General features: G+C 38.9%; 18 protein-coding genes and 1 pseudogene. 7 read left to right on the top strand and 12 right to left on the bottom strand.

Annotated features, from left to right (window positions below; genetic code table 11):
* Positions 1-86 precede the first annotated feature (86 nt).
* Positions 87-1,277, top strand: a complete 1,191-nt coding sequence (gene chrA / locus LG377_RS01470; protein ID WP_225742955.1) for a chromate efflux transporter — start codon at positions 87-89, stop codon at positions 1,275-1,277.
* Positions 1,278-1,564: 287 nt separating this feature from the next.
* Here chrA and LG377_RS01465 read toward each other — a convergent pair whose 3' ends face one another.
* Entirely contained in the window at positions 1,565-2,932 is a 1,368-nt protein-coding gene (locus LG377_RS01465) for a site-specific integrase (RefSeq protein ID WP_225742954.1), read from the bottom strand.
* 105 nt (positions 2,933-3,037) lie between these two features.
* Positions 3,038-3,616 carry a helix-turn-helix domain-containing protein gene (locus tag LG377_RS01460; protein WP_160549540.1) on the bottom strand — a complete coding sequence of 193 codons (579 nt, stop codon included), beginning with the start codon at positions 3,614-3,616 and terminating at the stop codon, positions 3,038-3,040.
* 161 nt (positions 3,617-3,777) lie between these two features.
* Between LG377_RS01460 and LG377_RS01455 the strand changes: the two genes are divergently transcribed.
* The 6 genes and pseudogenes from LG377_RS01455 to LG377_RS01430 all read left to right on the top strand — a co-directional run bounded on the left by LG377_RS01455 (position 3,778) and on the right by LG377_RS01430 (position 8,100).
* Complete coding sequence (locus LG377_RS01455; protein ID WP_225742953.1) at positions 3,778-3,978, top strand: hypothetical protein; 201 nt, start codon at positions 3,778-3,780, stop codon at positions 3,976-3,978.
* Positions 3,929-4,159: a hypothetical protein gene (locus tag LG377_RS01450; RefSeq protein WP_160549538.1), complete on the top strand. Its 231-nt coding sequence runs from the start codon at positions 3,929-3,931 to the stop codon at positions 4,157-4,159. The genes LG377_RS01455 and LG377_RS01450 overlap by 50 nt, the downstream gene beginning before the upstream one ends.
* Positions 4,137-4,292: a hypothetical protein gene (locus LG377_RS01445; RefSeq protein WP_225742952.1), complete on the top strand. Its 156-nt coding sequence runs from the start codon at positions 4,137-4,139 to the stop codon at positions 4,290-4,292. Before LG377_RS01450 ends, LG377_RS01445 begins: the two co-directional genes overlap by 23 nt.
* A 75-nt stretch (positions 4,293-4,367) precedes the next feature.
* Entirely contained in the window at positions 4,368-6,602 is a 2,235-nt protein-coding gene (locus tag LG377_RS01440; RefSeq protein ID WP_225742951.1) for a phage/plasmid primase, P4 family, read from the top strand.
* Between the two features lie 338 nt (positions 6,603-6,940).
* Positions 6,941-7,183 (top strand): hypothetical protein, encoded by a 243-nt coding sequence (locus LG377_RS01435; RefSeq protein ID WP_160549536.1) that lies wholly within the window; start codon positions 6,941-6,943, stop codon positions 7,181-7,183.
* An 11-nt stretch (positions 7,184-7,194) separates the two neighbouring features.
* Positions 7,195-8,100: pseudogene (locus LG377_RS01430) on the top strand (phage major capsid protein).
* Between the two features lie 56 nt (positions 8,101-8,156).
* Here the strand turns inward: LG377_RS01430 and LG377_RS01425 are convergent.
* The 10 genes from LG377_RS01425 to LG377_RS01380 all read right to left on the bottom strand — a co-directional run bounded on the left by LG377_RS01425 (position 8,157) and on the right by LG377_RS01380 (position 15,948).
* Positions 8,157-8,828, bottom strand: coding sequence for a virulence protein (locus tag LG377_RS01425; protein ID WP_225742950.1), 672 nt, complete (start codon positions 8,826-8,828; stop codon positions 8,157-8,159).
* A 257-nt stretch (positions 8,829-9,085) separates the two neighbouring features.
* Positions 9,086-9,274 carry a hypothetical protein gene (locus tag LG377_RS01420; protein WP_225742949.1) on the bottom strand — a complete coding sequence of 63 codons (189 nt, stop codon included), beginning with the start codon at positions 9,272-9,274 and terminating at the stop codon, positions 9,086-9,088.
* A gap of 203 nt (positions 9,275-9,477) precedes the next feature.
* Positions 9,478-9,789: a hypothetical protein gene (locus LG377_RS01415; protein ID WP_225742948.1), complete on the bottom strand. Its 312-nt coding sequence runs from the start codon at positions 9,787-9,789 to the stop codon at positions 9,478-9,480.
* A gap of 713 nt (positions 9,790-10,502) precedes the next feature.
* Complete coding sequence (locus tag LG377_RS01410) at positions 10,503-11,210, bottom strand: Crp/Fnr family transcriptional regulator (protein ID WP_225742947.1); 708 nt, start codon at positions 11,208-11,210, stop codon at positions 10,503-10,505.
* Positions 11,211-11,274: 64 nt separating this feature from the next.
* Complete coding sequence (locus LG377_RS01405) at positions 11,275-11,508, bottom strand: heavy-metal-associated domain-containing protein (RefSeq protein ID WP_026907428.1); 234 nt, start codon at positions 11,506-11,508, stop codon at positions 11,275-11,277.
* A gap of 65 nt (positions 11,509-11,573) precedes the next feature.
* Positions 11,574-11,873: a hypothetical protein gene (locus LG377_RS01400; protein WP_026907429.1), complete on the bottom strand. Its 300-nt coding sequence runs from the start codon at positions 11,871-11,873 to the stop codon at positions 11,574-11,576.
* Positions 11,874-11,906: 33 nt separating this feature from the next.
* On the bottom strand, positions 11,907-12,140 hold the full coding sequence (locus LG377_RS01395) for a heavy-metal-associated domain-containing protein (protein ID WP_029333960.1): 234 nt from the start codon (positions 12,138-12,140) through the stop codon (positions 11,907-11,909).
* 192 nt (positions 12,141-12,332) lie between these two features.
* Positions 12,333-14,186, bottom strand: coding sequence for a heavy metal translocating P-type ATPase (locus LG377_RS01390; protein ID WP_225742946.1), 1,854 nt, complete (start codon positions 14,184-14,186; stop codon positions 12,333-12,335).
* 368 nt (positions 14,187-14,554) lie between these two features.
* Positions 14,555-15,421 carry an IS3 family transposase gene (locus LG377_RS01385; RefSeq protein ID WP_225742945.1) on the bottom strand — a complete coding sequence of 289 codons (867 nt, stop codon included), beginning with the start codon at positions 15,419-15,421 and terminating at the stop codon, positions 14,555-14,557.
* Complete coding sequence (locus tag LG377_RS01380; RefSeq protein WP_225742944.1) at positions 15,385-15,948, bottom strand: helix-turn-helix domain-containing protein; 564 nt, start codon at positions 15,946-15,948, stop codon at positions 15,385-15,387. Before LG377_RS01380 ends, LG377_RS01385 begins: the two co-directional genes overlap by 37 nt.
* Positions 15,949-16,269: the final 321 nt, after the last annotated feature.

Below are 16,269 nucleotides of genomic sequence, written 5' to 3'. Positions count from 1 at the left end.
ATTTCCCTTTAAGCATAGATATGCCTTTCTTTTTATTGTATCTTTGAATAGACTGTACAATACACTGACAATAAGGAGTCTAAATCATGCAGCAAACTTTAAAAAATTCTACGATTACTTGGAAAACTTTTCTGATTGATATTTTCATCTGTTCTCTGGGAGCATTCGGTGGACCCGAAGCACATTACAGTGTTTTTACCGACCAACTCGTCACAAAGAAACAGTATCTCACTGAAGAAGAATTGGTTGAATTAATCGCCTTATGTAGTTTCCTTCCAGGACCGAGCAGCACTCAGACAATCGTTGCCATTGGTCACAAGACGGGCGGCCCTTTGCTGGCTTTTTTGACCATGCTTGTCTGGGCATTTCCTGCATTAGTGATTATGACCATATTATCTTTTTTATATCAGTTTCTAGATATGCAAGATATCTCAACTGATATCTTACGCTACATAGGACCGATGGCTGTTGGTTTCATTATTGTAGCCTCTTACCGTATCGGTAAAAAAGTCATCAAAGATCAACTCACTTTAGGCTTACTCGTTTTCGGTGCTACAACAACTTACTTTATAAGAGATCCTTGGATTTTCCCTTTAGTATTGACCATCGGTGGTCTGGTGAGTGTCTTCGCTTCAAAAGAAAAGCAATTATGGAACCGTGTTGCACTCAAACCGCCTTATGGTTATCTCGCTTTATTTTTATTTTTCACAGGCATTTCTTTGATTCTCGCTACAGTTTTCCAAAATGAACTGATTCACATTTTCGAGCGTTTCTATCGTTATGGCTATCTTGTCTTTGGTGGTGGCCAAGTCATTATTCCCGTTATGTACAGCGAACTTGTAGAAGTTAATCAGCTGATGAGCAGCCAGGAGTTCTTGACGGGTTACGGCTTAGTTCAAGGTATACCCGGGCCTATGTTTAGTTTCAGTGCTTACGCAGGTGGCTTATCCGTTCAAGCAGACTCTGCTTTTCTACAAGTTTTAGGTGCGATTGCTGGTGGAATTGGTATTTTTCTTCCCGGTCTACTGTTGATTTACTTTGTCTATCCTATGTGGGCATCTATCAAAAACATTAAAGGATTTAAAATTGCTTTAAAGGGTGTAGCTGCAGTAGCCGGTGGACTGATCGCGATAGCGGCTGTCTTATTGACTCAACAAAGTGGTCTGAGTTGGGATAATCTTCTGATTACAATAACCACTGTATTACTACTGATTACAAGAAAAATCCCTGCTCCAATCATTGTTTTGATTGTACTATCTATCGGCTTCTTTTTCTAACCGTAAAAAGTAGTTTCGTATTGTTTAAGAACGTGCCTGAAACCCGCATAAAATCGAGGTTTGTTGAAAGCTGATTGTGTATCGTACATTTTCATTTTGGCTTTTATCGCAAATTAAAACACCGGATAAACACCAACTATTTCTCTAAAAGTACACTTTTCTATAAAAAATGTGCTGCAAGGATTATTTTAGCCTTACAGCACACTCGAATTTGCAAAGTGTACCCGCTTGGAGCACACTAATTTTATTCAAATTTTGGTAGTCTTTTCTTCTAGTAATCTTCATTTCTACCTCACATCATCCAAGGCTTGACTGATGGCACTGGCTACCTTCTCCGCTGTTGCATTGTAGACATGGGCATAAATATCTTCTGTGGTTTTTGTGTTGGAATGCCCTAAATGCTCTGAGATGAACTTGATTGGTACTCCGGCATTGATGAGCAGTGAAGCATTAGCATGGCGCAAGTCGTGAACGTGTAAGTTCGGTAAGTCATGCTTCTTCAGCAGTTTCTTCAAGGTCGAGTTAAGATAAACCCCGCTAATGTATTCTCCCTCCATACCTGTTACCACCGCTCCTCGTTCAATCCATTTTGACCCTAGCGACTCTTTGTATTCTTCTTGCCACTTCTTATGCTCTTTTAGAATGGTAATGAGTTCAGCGGGTATCGCAATCATTCTTAGACTTGATTTGGTCTTTGGAGTTGACAGCTTGTACTGCCCGTCTGCCCGGTAAAGGGTGTATCGAACATGAATGGTTCCCCTTTCCAAGTCAACATCTTTCCAGTGAAGCCCACAAAGTTCTCCCGACCGCATGCCTGTGTACATTAGTGTGGTCAGTGCCACTCTTGCATTGTTGTTGGGTACCTCTTCTAAATATTTTAGAAGCTGCTTGCATTGTTTATCATCAAGGAACAGTTTTTCCTTTTCTGTCCCCCTTGGCGAAGTGGCGTGTACCACCGGGTTCTTCCATATAATATCCTTCTTAAGTGCGGTGCTAAATATGGATGATGTGGCGGTTCTGACTCTGGCAATAGAAGTGCTATCAATTCCCTTTTCTTCATCAGCTCTTTCTTCCTCGATAAACAGATCGTTCAGCTTTTTGCCAAATGCCCCTGCAATCTTCTCGGCGGTTGCCTTGGACACACGACCGCCTCTAGCGGCTGTTTTGATGGTACCTAGGGAAAGACCAGCCTTTCTTGCAGTCGGCCTTCTTGTCCCGTCACCAAGCAACGATGGGTCTTTCATGATATAGAATCTGCTGATTTTCCCTCGCTTGTGGAGATGGTTCAGCATTTCATCAATTCTAGCGGTGGTAATGTCCTTGAGTTTCAAATGCCCGATGTATGGCAGGACATAACTCTTCATCAATTCCTTATTGGTGTACAGCGTTCTCTCCTTTAACTTGTGTGGTGCGATCTGTTCAAAGTACCATTCGCACAACTCGGAAAATCGCATGTTCTCATTGAAGTTTGTCATTCCCATACATTTTTTCTCAAATTCATAGGCAAAGGCTGTGGCTAGTTTTTCCGCTTTTTTCTCCGTGACATTTGGCGGTGGTGTAAATGTGGTGGTCTTTCTGATTTGCTTGCCTTCCATGTTATAGCCGAGAGAAACCATAATTCTATAGGTATCCCCTCGCTTTTTGATACTTGGCATTTCGTTTCCTCCTTCCTAGTGAGAATTCATTTCTCTTATGGTATCTATCACTCTAACGGTGTTATAAATCAAGTGAATAAACACCATTCTGTGTGACTATTTTCTTTAGTCCTCACGCAAAGAAATCCCCCGTTTTTCTAGTTCCTTCTTAATGAATTCATTTACATAAGCGTTCAAATCCCATGCCCAGTAACCCTCAACATTTAGGCCGGACATCATCTTTTCCTTCTCGTCTGGTGACATCTGCGCCAGCTTTTTTAAATTCTCCATTTTAAACGACAAGTCTTCTAAAAAACGATAAAAGTCCACATCTGATAAAAGCTCATCCAACACCGGTACAACTTCTGAATAAGATCCGAATTTGTCTGTATCATGTGCTCTTTTAATAAGGTTGACCGATCCTTCTGACAAACCAAGGATTTTATGTATCTCCTTGTTCTCAGAGCTGACTCCTGTTAGTAGATAATCCACAGATACATCAAAGTATCTCGCAATCTTATACAAGTTATCTGCAGTAGGCTGAGTAGAGCCATCCATATACAAACTAACGGTCTGTGGACGGATACCAATGGCTTTGGCCAGTGCCTTTTGTGTGGTTTTCTCCCCAGTGTGAGGATGCTCTTCCATCATGCTTCTTAAAGTTAAGGCAAAAATATTATCGAACCCTTTGAATTGATTTCCCACTAAACCCACCTCTATTTTTCTGTTTTACTTGAACTTTACTATTCTAGTTCTCTTATGCTTGTTATTTTGTTTTATCTGAATTACCATAAATTTATCAGATGAAACGAAATACTTCAAGCGAAAGTAAAGAGAAACAGAATTTATAGAAGGAGGTATGTTTCATGGATAAAAACACACTTGAAGCCGCTGCATGGGAAGAACGATTAAAATATTTTCGAGAGTGGCGCCGCAATAACGCTGATAAGGTGAAGAAACACAACCAGAACTACTGGCTGAAAAAGGCGGAGAAAAAACTCAAGGAGGAGAAGAACCGTGTCGGAAAACAAGAAACCAACCATGCTGACCGTAAGGGAAACCGCTAAAACAGGCATCCTCCCTGAACACGCCTTAAGGCTTTTACTTAAAGCAGGTAAGCTTCCCGCTATCTTCGTGGGCAAAAAGGCATACATCAATTATGAAAAATTATGCGAACAACTCAGTCAACTTGATGGCTCAGAAAAACCGGAAGGAGATGATATTTATGGATATCAAAATCGAATGTAAGAACTGCGATTATGTTGCCACAGTTGATGTAAACGGATTGATTAAATCCATGCATGACAGCATCGACAACGATTCCATCTATGCTGGATTTCTATGCAAGAAATGTGCAGATGAACTTTTTGATGAAGACTAAACGAAGAGGAGGTCGGCGGCTATGGAAATCAACGAATTAAAATAACAAAAGATTTGGGTATGTTGGCGTTATGAAATGCAAAAAGGCCGCCGTACCAAAGTCTTATACAACACCAAGGGCTATAAAACCGGCACTACAGAGGAGTATCAGTCTCAATGGACAACCTTTGATAAAGCTAGTGAAGCTGTAGAGCTTCATCAATTTGATGGTGTAGGTCTTGTCCTTCCATCTGGTATTGCTGGAATTGATATTGACGATATCGGTGCTGATAGTGAATTAGCTCAAGAAGTTAGAGTGCTGATGAACACCTATGAAGAACTTTCTCCAAGTGGCCAAGGCACCCATCACCTCTTTGAGGTGGATATCAATCAGATACCAGTTTCAATAAATAGTAACTCCATTAAGAAGCTGTCCAAAGATTACTATAGCAAGAACCCACACAACCAGATGGAAATTTACATCGGCGGACTAACTAGTCGCTACCTTACTTTTACAGGAAATGCGATTAGCGATCAGCCTTTAATGAATAGAACCAATGAAGCGCTCACCTTCTTGAACAGATACATGAAAAAAAGTAGTTTCATAGAGTCTGAGAATGTTGGTTTCACAGTTAATAACAATTTCGATATTATCGTCACCGCCAGAAAAGCCAAGAATGGCGAGAAATTTATAGCTCTTTTTGACAAAGGTGACATTTCGGACTACGGCAGCCATTCAGAAGCCGACCAAGCATTATGTAATATCCTCGCATTCTACTGCGGTGGGGATATGGAACAGATAGATAGTCTGTTCAGACAGTCCAAGCTATACCGGGAAAAATGGGAGCGTGATGATTACCGCACATCTACCATCGAAAAAGCCATTGAAGGTTGTCATGACCAGTTCTATACGGGCAGTAAGGACATGCCTTCTTACATTTATTACGATGAGCGTTCCAAACGCATAAAGGTTAACTGTCCCTTACTGGCAAGATACATTCGAGAAAACCTTCACTACATCTTCGTTCGTGATAGTGCCAAAGGTGGCGTTTTACGATATGTCTACGAGGATGGATGTTACAGGCTTTATGCGGATGAAATGTTAAAAGGCATCATTAAAAGTTACATTACATCCATTGATGAAAGTATCTTGCAGATGCGGGATGTAGATGAAGTGTTTCGTCAGATTACCACTGACTTGAAATTCAAAACCCATGGGGAACTGAATGCCGGTGAGGACATCGTTAATTTCCAAAATGGCCTACTTAGGCTTTCTGATATGAAGCTACTACCCCACAGTCCTGATGTGTTAAGCACCATCCAGATTCCTTGTGATTGGCTGGGCGAAGCTAAACCTACACCAGTCTTTGATCAGTTCATGGCTGACCTTACCAACAGTGATGAGGCAGTGCAGAATTTGCTCCTTGAGTTTATGGGAGTGACTCTCTCCAATGTAAAAGGACATCGTATGAAGAAATCACTTTTCATGGTTGGTAAAGGTGATACCGGGAAGTCACAGCTAAAAACTTTGACAGAACGATTATTGGGAAATGGCAACTTCATCGGGATTGATTTAAAAGAGATGGAGTCCCGATTTGGCACCGGTAATCTCTACAACAAGCGTCTTGCGGGAAGCTCCGATATGAGTTTCTTGACCGTTGGTGAACTTCGCATCTTCAAACAATGTACCGGTGGGGATAGTATCTTTGGAGAGTTCAAAGGACAAAACGGATTCGAGTTTATCTATAAAGGACTTCTCTGGTTCTGTATGAACCGCCTACCTAAATTTGGTGGCGATGATGGGAAATGGGTCTATGACCGCATCATGCAGGTCAACTGCAACAACGTCATTCCAAAGGACAAACAGGATAAGTTCTTGCTGGATAAAATGTATGCCGAGCGTGATGGCATTGTTTATAAAGCAATCATGGCGCTCAAGCAAGTCATTCAAAATGGATACATCTTTACAGAACCACAATGTGTTGAAAATGCCAGATCAATTTATATGGCGGATAACAATACCATCATTGCTTTCTTTAATGAATGTATGCAGCCTAGACCCTTTGAAAAAATCAAAGACAGCTGCACCACCGGTCGAGTCTACAAAGTGTATAAGGCATGGTGTGCAGATAACAATCATGGCTACGCAAAAACTGCAAAAGAGTTCCGCAATGAACTGGCAGATTATCTTGGCACCACTTTTGCAGATATGACCGTTCGCAGGGGCAAAGGCGGTACATTCTATCGTAGCTATACCTTAACAGATGAGGCAAAAGTCAATTATCAAAGCGCTTATGGCTATGATGAGTTGCCGCTTCTTTCATCCAACTAGTGACAAAGATGAATGTCAGGTGGAAGTTTTGATGACAGTAATTCCACAATATTTACTCTGACAAACCCAGTTATATCAACACTTTAAGAAAGGTTAGTGACAGTAGTGACAGTTCTTTTAACTTCTAAGGAAATATATAAAAATAAAATATATATAAGAAATGGTAGATATAAGAGTATAAAGGTAAAGTTGATGAAGTTGTCACTTCTGTCACCAAAATCACTTAATCCCTTGATATTAAAGGGTTTTAAAGAGTATTGCACATTCACACAACTGTACCTAACAATCACCGAATTGATAAAACTGTCACCAAATTTATGGATTGGGAGGTGAAGACCATGGAAGAAATCGATAAACTGCCAAGCCGAATAAGAAAAAATCTGGACTTAGAAAATTTTGAAGTGTTTCACATCATCCCACTGGGCAACTCGCATCCCGTTGTGGTGATGAGAGATAAACGGTCAGATGCTAAAGCTCATTGGTGCATCCAATACCAAGGCTCCGGCTATTACTTTCAGACACTGAATGAAGTCATACATTATTGCATTTCCCGTAACTGGGTTAAAAATCATAAAAATTAGGAGGAAACAAAATGACAAATCAAACTACTTATAACAAAGCATTCTGGAACACAATGAGAGGTCAAGTGGCCTATCCGACTGTGAGGGACATGGCTGATAGCACCGGGAGCTATCCTGCCCCAGATGAATTCATTGACAGCTACACGACAGCCCTTGAAAAGGAAAATCTATTTAGAAGAATCGCAACTGTGGTTAAAACTACATCCACAGAAGGAAAAATTCATGCGGTCACTTCAACCGGTACGGCTGCATGGGTAGACGAGAATATTGCCATCCCCGAAAGTGCCGACACGGTTACACAGTTCGCATTAGAGTCTTATAAACTAGCAAGTTTGACAAGGCTGAAGTAATCCTTTGTCAGTGACAACAAGTTCGACTTGGAGAAATATCTGAAGAACGAATTTGCCCGCAGGTTCGGTAGAGAGGAAGAAAACGCCTTTATAAACGGGGATGGCATCGATGCCCCTACTGGCATTTTGCACCCCACAGAAGGCGCACAAGTCGGCGTAACAGCGACAGAAACCGATGCCATCACCTATGATGAAGTGATCAAGTTGTACTTCTCACTTGATAAGCATTACCGTAAAAATGCAGTGTGGGTCATGAATGATGAAACCGCTCTTTACCTTCGAACGCTAAAAGACACAAACGGAAACTATCTGTGGAATCATGTAGATAACACCATTCTAGGAAAGCCGGTCGTGCATTCACCTTATATGCCGGGCATCGAGAGCGGCGAGAAAGCCATTGCCTTCGGTGACTTCAGCTACTATTGGGTGATTGAGCGTCAGCCGCTTACGATGAAGGTGTTAAACGAGAAATACAGTCTGGAAGGTCAGATTGGCTTTGCGGCTTTTAAGCGACTGGATGCCAAACTAATCATCCCAGAGTCTATCAAACTACTACAGTTATTATAATAGAAGAAAAGCGGGTAGGAGAAGACGTCAATGTCCACACTCCTACCCGCTTCTTTTTAGTTTGCATCCTTTTTAGGTCTCCCATGTTTAAAGGCTGCGTTGCCTGTTAGGTTTCGAAGCAAGAACTTCCTAAGCGCCTTGTACTCGTCCCCGATAAACCCTAGTCTTAATAGAAAGCATCTGAAATCGTATTTCTCATTCTCGCTTTTCTTTGGTGTGGAAGCCACTCGGTTTCGCTCGATGGCCATTTTGCATAAGGCTTCGGTGAACTGAGTGTAATGGGTCACTTCCTCGCTGTCCTCTGTTTTTGGAAACCATGGGAACTTTACTTTCACATCGTTTTCGATGATTCTTAAGTCCATGGTGCCGATGGCTTTGCTGATAAGTTCCCCTTTGGCATTTACGATCTTGTGCAGGTTCTCGATCGCCTTGTCTGTAAACATCTCTCTTGGCATGGCTACCTCAATGCCGTCAAAGGCATTCTCACCGTAATTTGTGGGCATGAAACCTTGTTCTTCGAGCACCGTGACCATTTTGTCCACCTCTGCGGGGGTCATGCTGTTATTTAGAATAACTGCCCCTTCCCGGTCAACTACTAAGTCTCCGATCTCATAAGCACATGTGGGAACGCCTTTATATTTGGGTATGGTGTTTAAGAACTCGCTGATCGCATGTACTAGTGCCTTCCTTGGTTCTCCTTTGACTTCATAAGTGATTTTAAATTCCATTCCTTATCATCCTTTCGTTTTTTGGTTACACCATATATCACTCTGAAGCCACAGAATAGCAAGTTATTTGTGTACGAAAAAAGAGACCATCAAAAGATGATCTCTTCTTCAACTAATGCGCCCGATTGGGGAAAATGAGATAATGTTTACTTCCAATAGCTTTTTTAATTAAAGCCCCCAATATAGTAAGCAAAGAAATAATAAAAAATCTTAACCAACTATATTGGGGGCTATTCTTAATACTCCTGTTATTTTAGTTAACGTCCATTCTTGTCCCAGTCTTCATACGAATCAAAATTATGATCAGGATCTACAAAGTCTCTTGCAGCTTCCATTAAGCTGCTGACACATCCTTTACATAAAGTCTCACCTTCTACCAGTAATTCTGAATCGAGTTGATTTTTGGAGAATTCTCCTCCACACTCATTACAAATATACTTTTTCATAAGTCTCCTCCTTTTCCAATTTAAAGAGCGTATCAAAATATCGATTATACAACAATAGTAATATAGCTTTTAATGAGTTGCAATTATAATAAAACATTCATCCTATTCAGATGAATTTTAACATAAAATCCATATTCTTTGTGTAATTGTTAAACTCTGCAATAACGGAACTATCTATCTCAAAACCCGCTCTCTGAATGTTTTTATTCTTCAATAGCAGTGTAGCGAGGGTATTCATACCCTTCGTTGTTGACTAATATTCGTTCATCAGTTTCCACATTTTTTACTCGGATGCAGCGAAGTTCCCCGGCTGCATTGCTACCGCCATTGTCTTTTTCTATCCAAGGCTGATCATCTAGAAAATCACTGCAAAACCTCATAAACTCGTGGTCACTTAATTCTACTTCTCGGATGACTGTGTAGTTTGAGCCAACCACCCCTCTTTTCTTTGCATCTTCCGTAGCTTCCTTTAGTTCCATGACATTAGTGAACTTTCGACCAAATAATGCTTTCATTGAAGCACCTCCTGTATTTTTTCATTACATACATCACTTAATTTTGCGAAAACGTCAAGTCAATTTCCACATTTTCCGGGCCAAAACAGCCTTAAATCGGGGTTTTAACAGGCAATTTAATAGCAAAAACATATACTATCAGACGAAATAAAAATAGCCACATAACCCGCAAACCCTTTAATAACAAGGTTTACAAGGCTATGTGGCTCTATTTTGGCACTTTCAGGGTACCCCCCTATCGAATTATGCGATTTTTCGCGTGTGGCTGGGGCGCGGTCGCCATATTGAAAGATGTAGAGATTTGACTCCCCCTATGGGTTAGAGGGTGAATAAAAGATTGCATATTTTCAGCTTATTGATAAGTTGTGATATTTAACAAAAGCACCCATTACTTTAAGTACACTAATTCACAATCCAAATTATAATTTTAACATAAATTGCCAATTACTTAGTTATTTATCAGAGGAATTAGCTTAGTTATTAGGGGGTGTTTTGCTAATGAATTATGCAGTTGACACAAGTTTATGTCATCTTGGTAAAATAAGTGCCAAATAAGTAGCCATTTCTCTTTCTTTTTGTAGATAAACATTGTTAAATCAACAAAAATTAGCAATCCATTTTATATGCTAATTGGATTGCTAAAAGGTTTGTTATTTTATGTTTTGTACTATTAAACTTAACACGTTAATGATGGCACGCTACTCTGCTTATATTTATTCAGTATGAAGTAACAATTGATCTAAATCCATTATTTTAATTTTCTTTTTCGGTAACTGTTTAATCAATCCAAGTTCTTCTAGAGTAGTAAATTTACGGCTGATTGTTTCTGGTGTGGTACCAAGATACGAGGCTAAATCCTTTTTGGACATTGGTAAGATAATCGTTGGACTATTGCCACTTCCCTTTTCAATATTCTCAGCTAAAAAGGATATAATGCGGGTTTCTACATTTTCAATCGCTACTTGTGTGGTTTGTTTTTCAGAATCCTTTAAACGCATCGTTACTTCTGACAGTATTTTTAATGAGATCTGCGGATATTCCACCAAATACTTCTGTAAATCACCTCGTTTAATTAAACAAATAGATGTATTTTGTAGTGCTTCCGCATAATTCTCATGAATACTTCCAGGTTGGAAAATGGCGACTTCACCTGTAAAATCACCAGGATTTAAAATGCGAACAAGTTGTTCTTTTCCAGAATCCGATAAGCGGTAAATCCGAGCCTTACCTGAATTGATAATATATAAGGTATCATCTTCCTGATCTGCACGGAATAACATTTCCCCTTTTTTAAGATGAAGTGTCTTGGCAGATTCCGCAATCAAATCCATTTGTGAGTCTTCCAAATGGTTGAAAATGGGAACAATACGAATACATTCTGCATGTCCATGTTGGTGATGACAACATTGGTTTTGTTCCAAAATAACCTCTCCCTTTTATAAAAAGCCTAAGAGGGCATCCTAGGCTTCCTTTCTATTCACTCGATTAAGCAGGTTTTACCTTTGATTTGACAACAGGATATCCTAAGTCTTCAATTGCCTTTTCGATATCGTTAATAGCGACTGCTTCTGAATCAAAATCTACTTTTACTTTACTTGCATTGAACATTACTTTCAAGCTATCTTGATTCACACCGTTTATTCCTTTCACCGCATTTTCAATCTTTTGGAGACAAGATGGGCAAGATAAGGTTTCTAATTGAATCGTTGCTTTTTGCATAAATCATTTCCCCCTTCATTTTTTAACGACCGTAAACCAATCTATTCTTTTGTTTTTGAGTTACTTTAAGCCTGATATGCTTTATCTACTTCTGATAACATCTCGAATGTGCCTGCATACGTTTCACATACATCTCCAGGAATGGTGTAGTTGTCTGTGATTTTTCGTAATTGAGCAAATTCAGCATCTAAGTCAGGTTTGTTCGTACCTGCGTCTTTTACTTTTCCACTAATTGTTTCAAACAATTCACGTACTTCAAAGGCTTCTGGGTGATTCTTACCATGGGCACGTGTAATTGCAGTGGTGTATAAATCCAGCTTTTCAAAATGGTTTGTTATTACTTCGTTAAATGTTTGTTCAGACATTATTCGTTCCCTCTTTCTTGTGGTTTTTTGGTCTTAGGCCGATTTTACTTTTGATTTGACGACTGGATATCCTAAGTCTTCAATGGCTTTTTCGATATCGTTAATGGTGATCGTTTCTGAATCAAAATCTACTTTTACTTTACTGGCATTAAATAATACTTTTAAGCTATCATGATTAACCCCGTTTAATCCTTTCACCGCATTTTCAATCTTTTGCATACAAGATGGACAAGATAATGTTTCTAATTGAATAACTGCTTTTTGCATGAATTATTTCTCCTTTCATCTTATCTTTGATTTTTTTGTTTTCCCTCTTCTTCTTTACAATTTAAGTATAGTTCAGGTTCAACGAAATGAATTTGATGCAAATCAAGTTTTAAGAAAAAGTAGGGGAGTATTTTGTTCTTCCTACCTGAATACTTCCCCTTTATCATTCATCAAGACTGCTTTCTATTAAAATTATTCTCTCAAACGGTATCGAAGCAATCTCATACCATTCAAGATGACTACTAAGATACTTGCTTCGTGAACCAACATCCCGATTGACATATTCATCCATTCACTAAATAGTAGGCTGGCAAGTAAGACTAATACCACACCAACTGCTATGGTAATGTTCTGTTTCATGTTTCTTGAAGTTGATTTTGTTAAGCCTAATGCGTGTGGTAAACGACTAAAGTCAGAATTCATTAAAACAACATCTGATGTTTCAATTGCAACATCTGTTCCACTTCCCATGGCAATTCCGATATCTGCTAAGGCTAGTGAAGGACTATCATTCACTCCGTCACCGACAAAGGCAATGATCCCGCCTTCTGCTTGCATTTTTTCGATATAAGCAGATTTTCCTTCCGGTAGCATATGACCATGTGCTTCTGTTAACCCAAGTTCTCGAGCAACTAAATCTACGGTTCCTTGGTTGTCCCCAGAAAGAACGACAAGGTTTTTGACCCCTAGTTTTTTCAGTTTTTGAAGATCTTTTTTAACACCTGGACGGATTTGATCCCGAATACCCATCAGAACGTTTAATTCTCCGTCGACCGCAGTTAACACAAGAGAATTCCCATTTTTCTCAAAGCGTTCGACGTCTTTTTTAGCTTTTTCGCTTAATTTCACATTTTCCTTTTCCATTAAAGCTACGTTACCAACGGCTATACGATGAACACCTATTTTTGCTACAATTCCGCCACCTTTAACGACTTCGGTTTCTTCAACAGTAGAGAAAGTTGTCTCGCCAATATCCTGTAGGACAGCTTTCGCTAGTGGGTGGTCCGATTCACGCTCCACACTTGCTAAATATCCTAGAACCTCTTCAGTATTTTTTCCGTAAAATTCTTTTTCGGCAACTTCAGGGTTTCCTACTGTCAATGTTCCTGTTTTATCAAAAACGATAGTATCTACTCTGCTAAAGTCATTGATAACTTCACTACCTTTTAAGAGGACACCATTACGTGCACCGTTTCCGATACCGGCAACGTTGGATACAGGAACCCCGATAACTAATGCACCTGGACATCCTAAAACAAGAATCGTGATAGCTAGTTCAATATCTTTTGAGAAAAACCAAACAATAAAACCAAGGACTAACACAGCTGGTGTATAGTATTTTGAGAATCGGTCAATGAAACGTTCTGCTTCTGATTTGGAATCCTGTGCCTCTTCCACTAATTCGATAATTCTACCAAATGTTGTATCTTCTCCAACACGATCAGCTCGAATTTGGATCGTTCCATTTTCTAAGATAGATCCTGCAAATACTTCAGAATCAACCTTTTTACTTACAGGTAGAGATTCTCCAGTAATACTTGCTTCATTAATGTGACCTTCACCAGTTAACACTGTTCCATCTACCGGAACTTTTGCACCCGTTTTAACTAATAAAATATCACCTTCGTCTACATCATCGACATCTACTTCTTCAAATTCTCCGTTTTCCATTTGCTTTAAAGCACTTTCTGGTGCCAGCTCTGTTAATTCTTTAATGGCAGAACGTGTTTTGTTCAAGGTACGCTGCTCCAAGTAAGAACCAAATAAGAATAAGAAAGTAACGATGGCTGATTCCTCATAATTTTGAATCAATACTGCCCCAATAACTGCAATGGTAACTAAAACATCAATACTGACAACTTTTACTTTTAATGCCTGATAGGCTTGGATTGCAATCGGCGCCACACCAAGAATGGATGCAATGATGAGCGACCAATTGAAAATGGCCATGTTGTCTAAGGAAAATCGTCCGAAGAATGCAAGTGCAATCAAAATTGCACTGATCAGTGTAATGGAATTCTTTTTACTTAATATATATCTTTGCATGTTGATTCCCTCCAATTTCATTTTCATTTGTATTCCTTGTTGATGACTCTAGTATAGGATGTTTCTATGAAATAAAAATTGATTCGAATCAAGTTCTATTGTAAAAGTGAAAAATTATAAAAGAACAGCAAAACAAAACCAACTGTTTTACGGAATAACTCTTATATATTATCGAACACCGACATACAATCACAAAAATTCAATATATTGTACATTCTTTATTCAGCAGGCTTTAGAAAAGTAGTTAGTTTAAGTGTACTCTTTCACATTATCCATTGGCGTTACTCAGAATTTGCTCCAATTACTAAACAAAAGCTAATGAAGATTGTGGAACAAGGTGCTGACCCCCAAAAGTTAGAGTTTTAATATTATGCAGCCGACTGGCTGGCTTGAGTTCGGTATTCTACTGGACTTAAGCCAGCCAGTTTTTTCTTTCTACGAGTGGTATTGTACCACTCAATATATTCGTCAATCTGTTCTCTTAGTTCTTCATAGCTTACTTTAGGTTCTCCGTGATACATTTCTTGCTTCATAATCCCAAAAAAGTTTTCTATAACGGCATTATCAGAACAGGTTGCTTTACGAGACATGCTCTGGAAGATTTTATTCTGTTTTAATAAATTTACCCGTTTTTTATGTTGATAGTGCCACCCTTGATCGGAATGAATCGTAGTGCGAACAGTAGCTTTTTGCTTTATCGTTTTAATAGCTTCTTTTAAAGGTTCCATTGCTAAATCTAAAACAGGACGCTTATTAATACTGTAAGAAATAATTTCACCATTATACAAATCTACTATGGGATTAAAATAAAGTTTTTGATCTCCAGTACATTTAAATTCAGTGATATCAGTCACTAGTTTCTGTAAAGGAATTGACGTATTAAACCGGCGGTTTAACTTGTTCTTGGCAACTTTTCCTACAGTTCCTTTGTAAGAGTTATATTTTCGAGTCTTACGTGTGAATTTAATACATTTCAACCCTAACTCCTTCATTAAGCGATCGACCTTTTTATGGTTGATTACTATTCCAGTGTCATTCAATTCGTCCGTGATTCGCTTATATCCGTAACGCTCTTTGGATTGATAGAATATATCAGTAATCTGTTCTTTTAAAGACAAATCGTAATCTTCTGCGCCTGTTCGTTTTATATGATAATGGTACGTAGCCTCAGGAATGCCCACAACTTTGAAAATATCTTTCAATCTATATCCTTCTTTTTTGAGCTCAAATGCCAACCTTGTTTGTGCTCTGCGAGGAAGGCATTTGGATTCTCCTCGTAAGCTTTTACCTTTTTTAAATAAGCGTTCTCTAACCTAAGAAGTTCATTCTCACGCTCTAGCTCTTGTTCTCTAGACATACTCTGACTCTTATTCACTTTTGTTTTTTTAGGTAATTTAGACATAGAAGGTCGTCCCTTTTTTTTAGGTTTCAGGCCTTCTATCCCTTCTTTGTTAAAAGCTTGATTCCAATTCGCAATAACAGAAAGTTCTCTGATTCCGAAGGAATTAGCCGTTTCTTGGTAGGAAGAACCTGTTCGTTTCATAAATTGTAATACATCTAATTTGAAATGAACAGGATAGACTTCTTTCGATTTCTTTGGGCTTAATCCTTCTTTTCCATAAGTTTTATAAAGGTTGGTCCATTTTCTAATAGGAGAAGAATCTGGTATACCGTACTTTTTAGCTAGTGATTTATATCCCAATTTGCCATTTTCGTATTCTTTTACAAGTTTTAATTTGAATTCTTGACTATATTTCGCCATGTAAAAAGCCCCCAAAAGTTAGAATGTTACTCTAACTTTTGGGGGTCGGTACACAACCTGATCCAGTTACCGGGTTTTTTTGGAATATCCGCCATGGGCTCAAATAGTTTGTTTAACAAACAGCTATCATCCTAATCACCTAAACAGGTAGTTTTGTTTAACATTTTGTCACGAATGTGTGAATAACTCAACTATTTAACGAAACCCTCCAAGCTATAATAAAAAAATGGTGCTCATCCAAACACTAACAGAAAGTGTAAAAAGGGCCGTTTTGTATTTCATCATTAATTTTCGTTTATTATCTTTAAACACCAAACAAAC

The sequence above is a fragment of the Marinilactibacillus sp. Marseille-P9653 genome, assembly GCF_916618885.1.
Classification (GTDB): Bacteria; Bacillota; Bacilli; order Lactobacillales; family Carnobacteriaceae_A; genus Marinilactibacillus.
This window is presented reverse-complemented; position numbering and strand designations above follow the sequence as displayed.

Excerpts from the sequence above, each read along its gene's own strand:
- chrA (WP_225742955.1), top strand. The coding sequence starts at position 87 with ATGCAGCAAACTTTAAAAAATTCTACGATTACTTGGAAAACTTTTCTG.
- LG377_RS01465 (WP_225742954.1), bottom strand. The coding sequence starts at position 2,932 with ATGCCAAGTATCAAAAAGCGAGGGGATACCTATAGAATTATGGTTTCT.
- LG377_RS01455 (WP_225742953.1), top strand. The coding sequence starts at position 3,778 with ATGGATAAAAACACACTTGAAGCCGCTGCATGGGAAGAACGATTAAAA.
- LG377_RS01445 (WP_225742952.1), top strand. The coding sequence starts at position 4,137 with ATGGATATCAAAATCGAATGTAAGAACTGCGATTATGTTGCCACAGTT.
- LG377_RS01440 (WP_225742951.1), top strand. The coding sequence starts at position 4,368 with ATGCAAAAAGGCCGCCGTACCAAAGTCTTATACAACACCAAGGGCTAT.
- LG377_RS01435 (WP_160549536.1), top strand. The coding sequence starts at position 6,941 with ATGGAAGAAATCGATAAACTGCCAAGCCGAATAAGAAAAAATCTGGAC.
- LG377_RS01425 (WP_225742950.1), bottom strand. The coding sequence starts at position 8,828 with ATGGAATTTAAAATCACTTATGAAGTCAAAGGAGAACCAAGGAAGGCA.
- LG377_RS01420 (WP_225742949.1), bottom strand. The coding sequence starts at position 9,274 with ATGAAAAAGTATATTTGTAATGAGTGTGGAGGAGAATTCTCCAAAAAT.
- LG377_RS01415 (WP_225742948.1), bottom strand. The coding sequence starts at position 9,789 with ATGAAAGCATTATTTGGTCGAAAGTTCACTAATGTCATGGAACTAAAG.
- LG377_RS01405 (WP_026907428.1), bottom strand. The coding sequence starts at position 11,508 with ATGCAAAAAGCAACGATTCAATTAGAAACCTTATCTTGCCCATCTTGT.
- LG377_RS01400 (WP_026907429.1), bottom strand. The coding sequence starts at position 11,873 with ATGTCTGAACAAACATTTAACGAAGTAATAACAAACCATTTTGAAAAG.
- LG377_RS01395 (WP_029333960.1), bottom strand. The coding sequence starts at position 12,140 with ATGCAAAAAGCAGTTATTCAATTAGAAACATTATCTTGTCCATCTTGT.
- LG377_RS01390 (WP_225742946.1), bottom strand. The coding sequence starts at position 14,186 with ATGCAAAGATATATATTAAGTAAAAAGAATTCCATTACACTGATCAGT.
- LG377_RS01380 (WP_225742944.1), bottom strand. The coding sequence starts at position 15,948 with ATGGCGAAATATAGTCAAGAATTCAAATTAAAACTTGTAAAAGAATAC.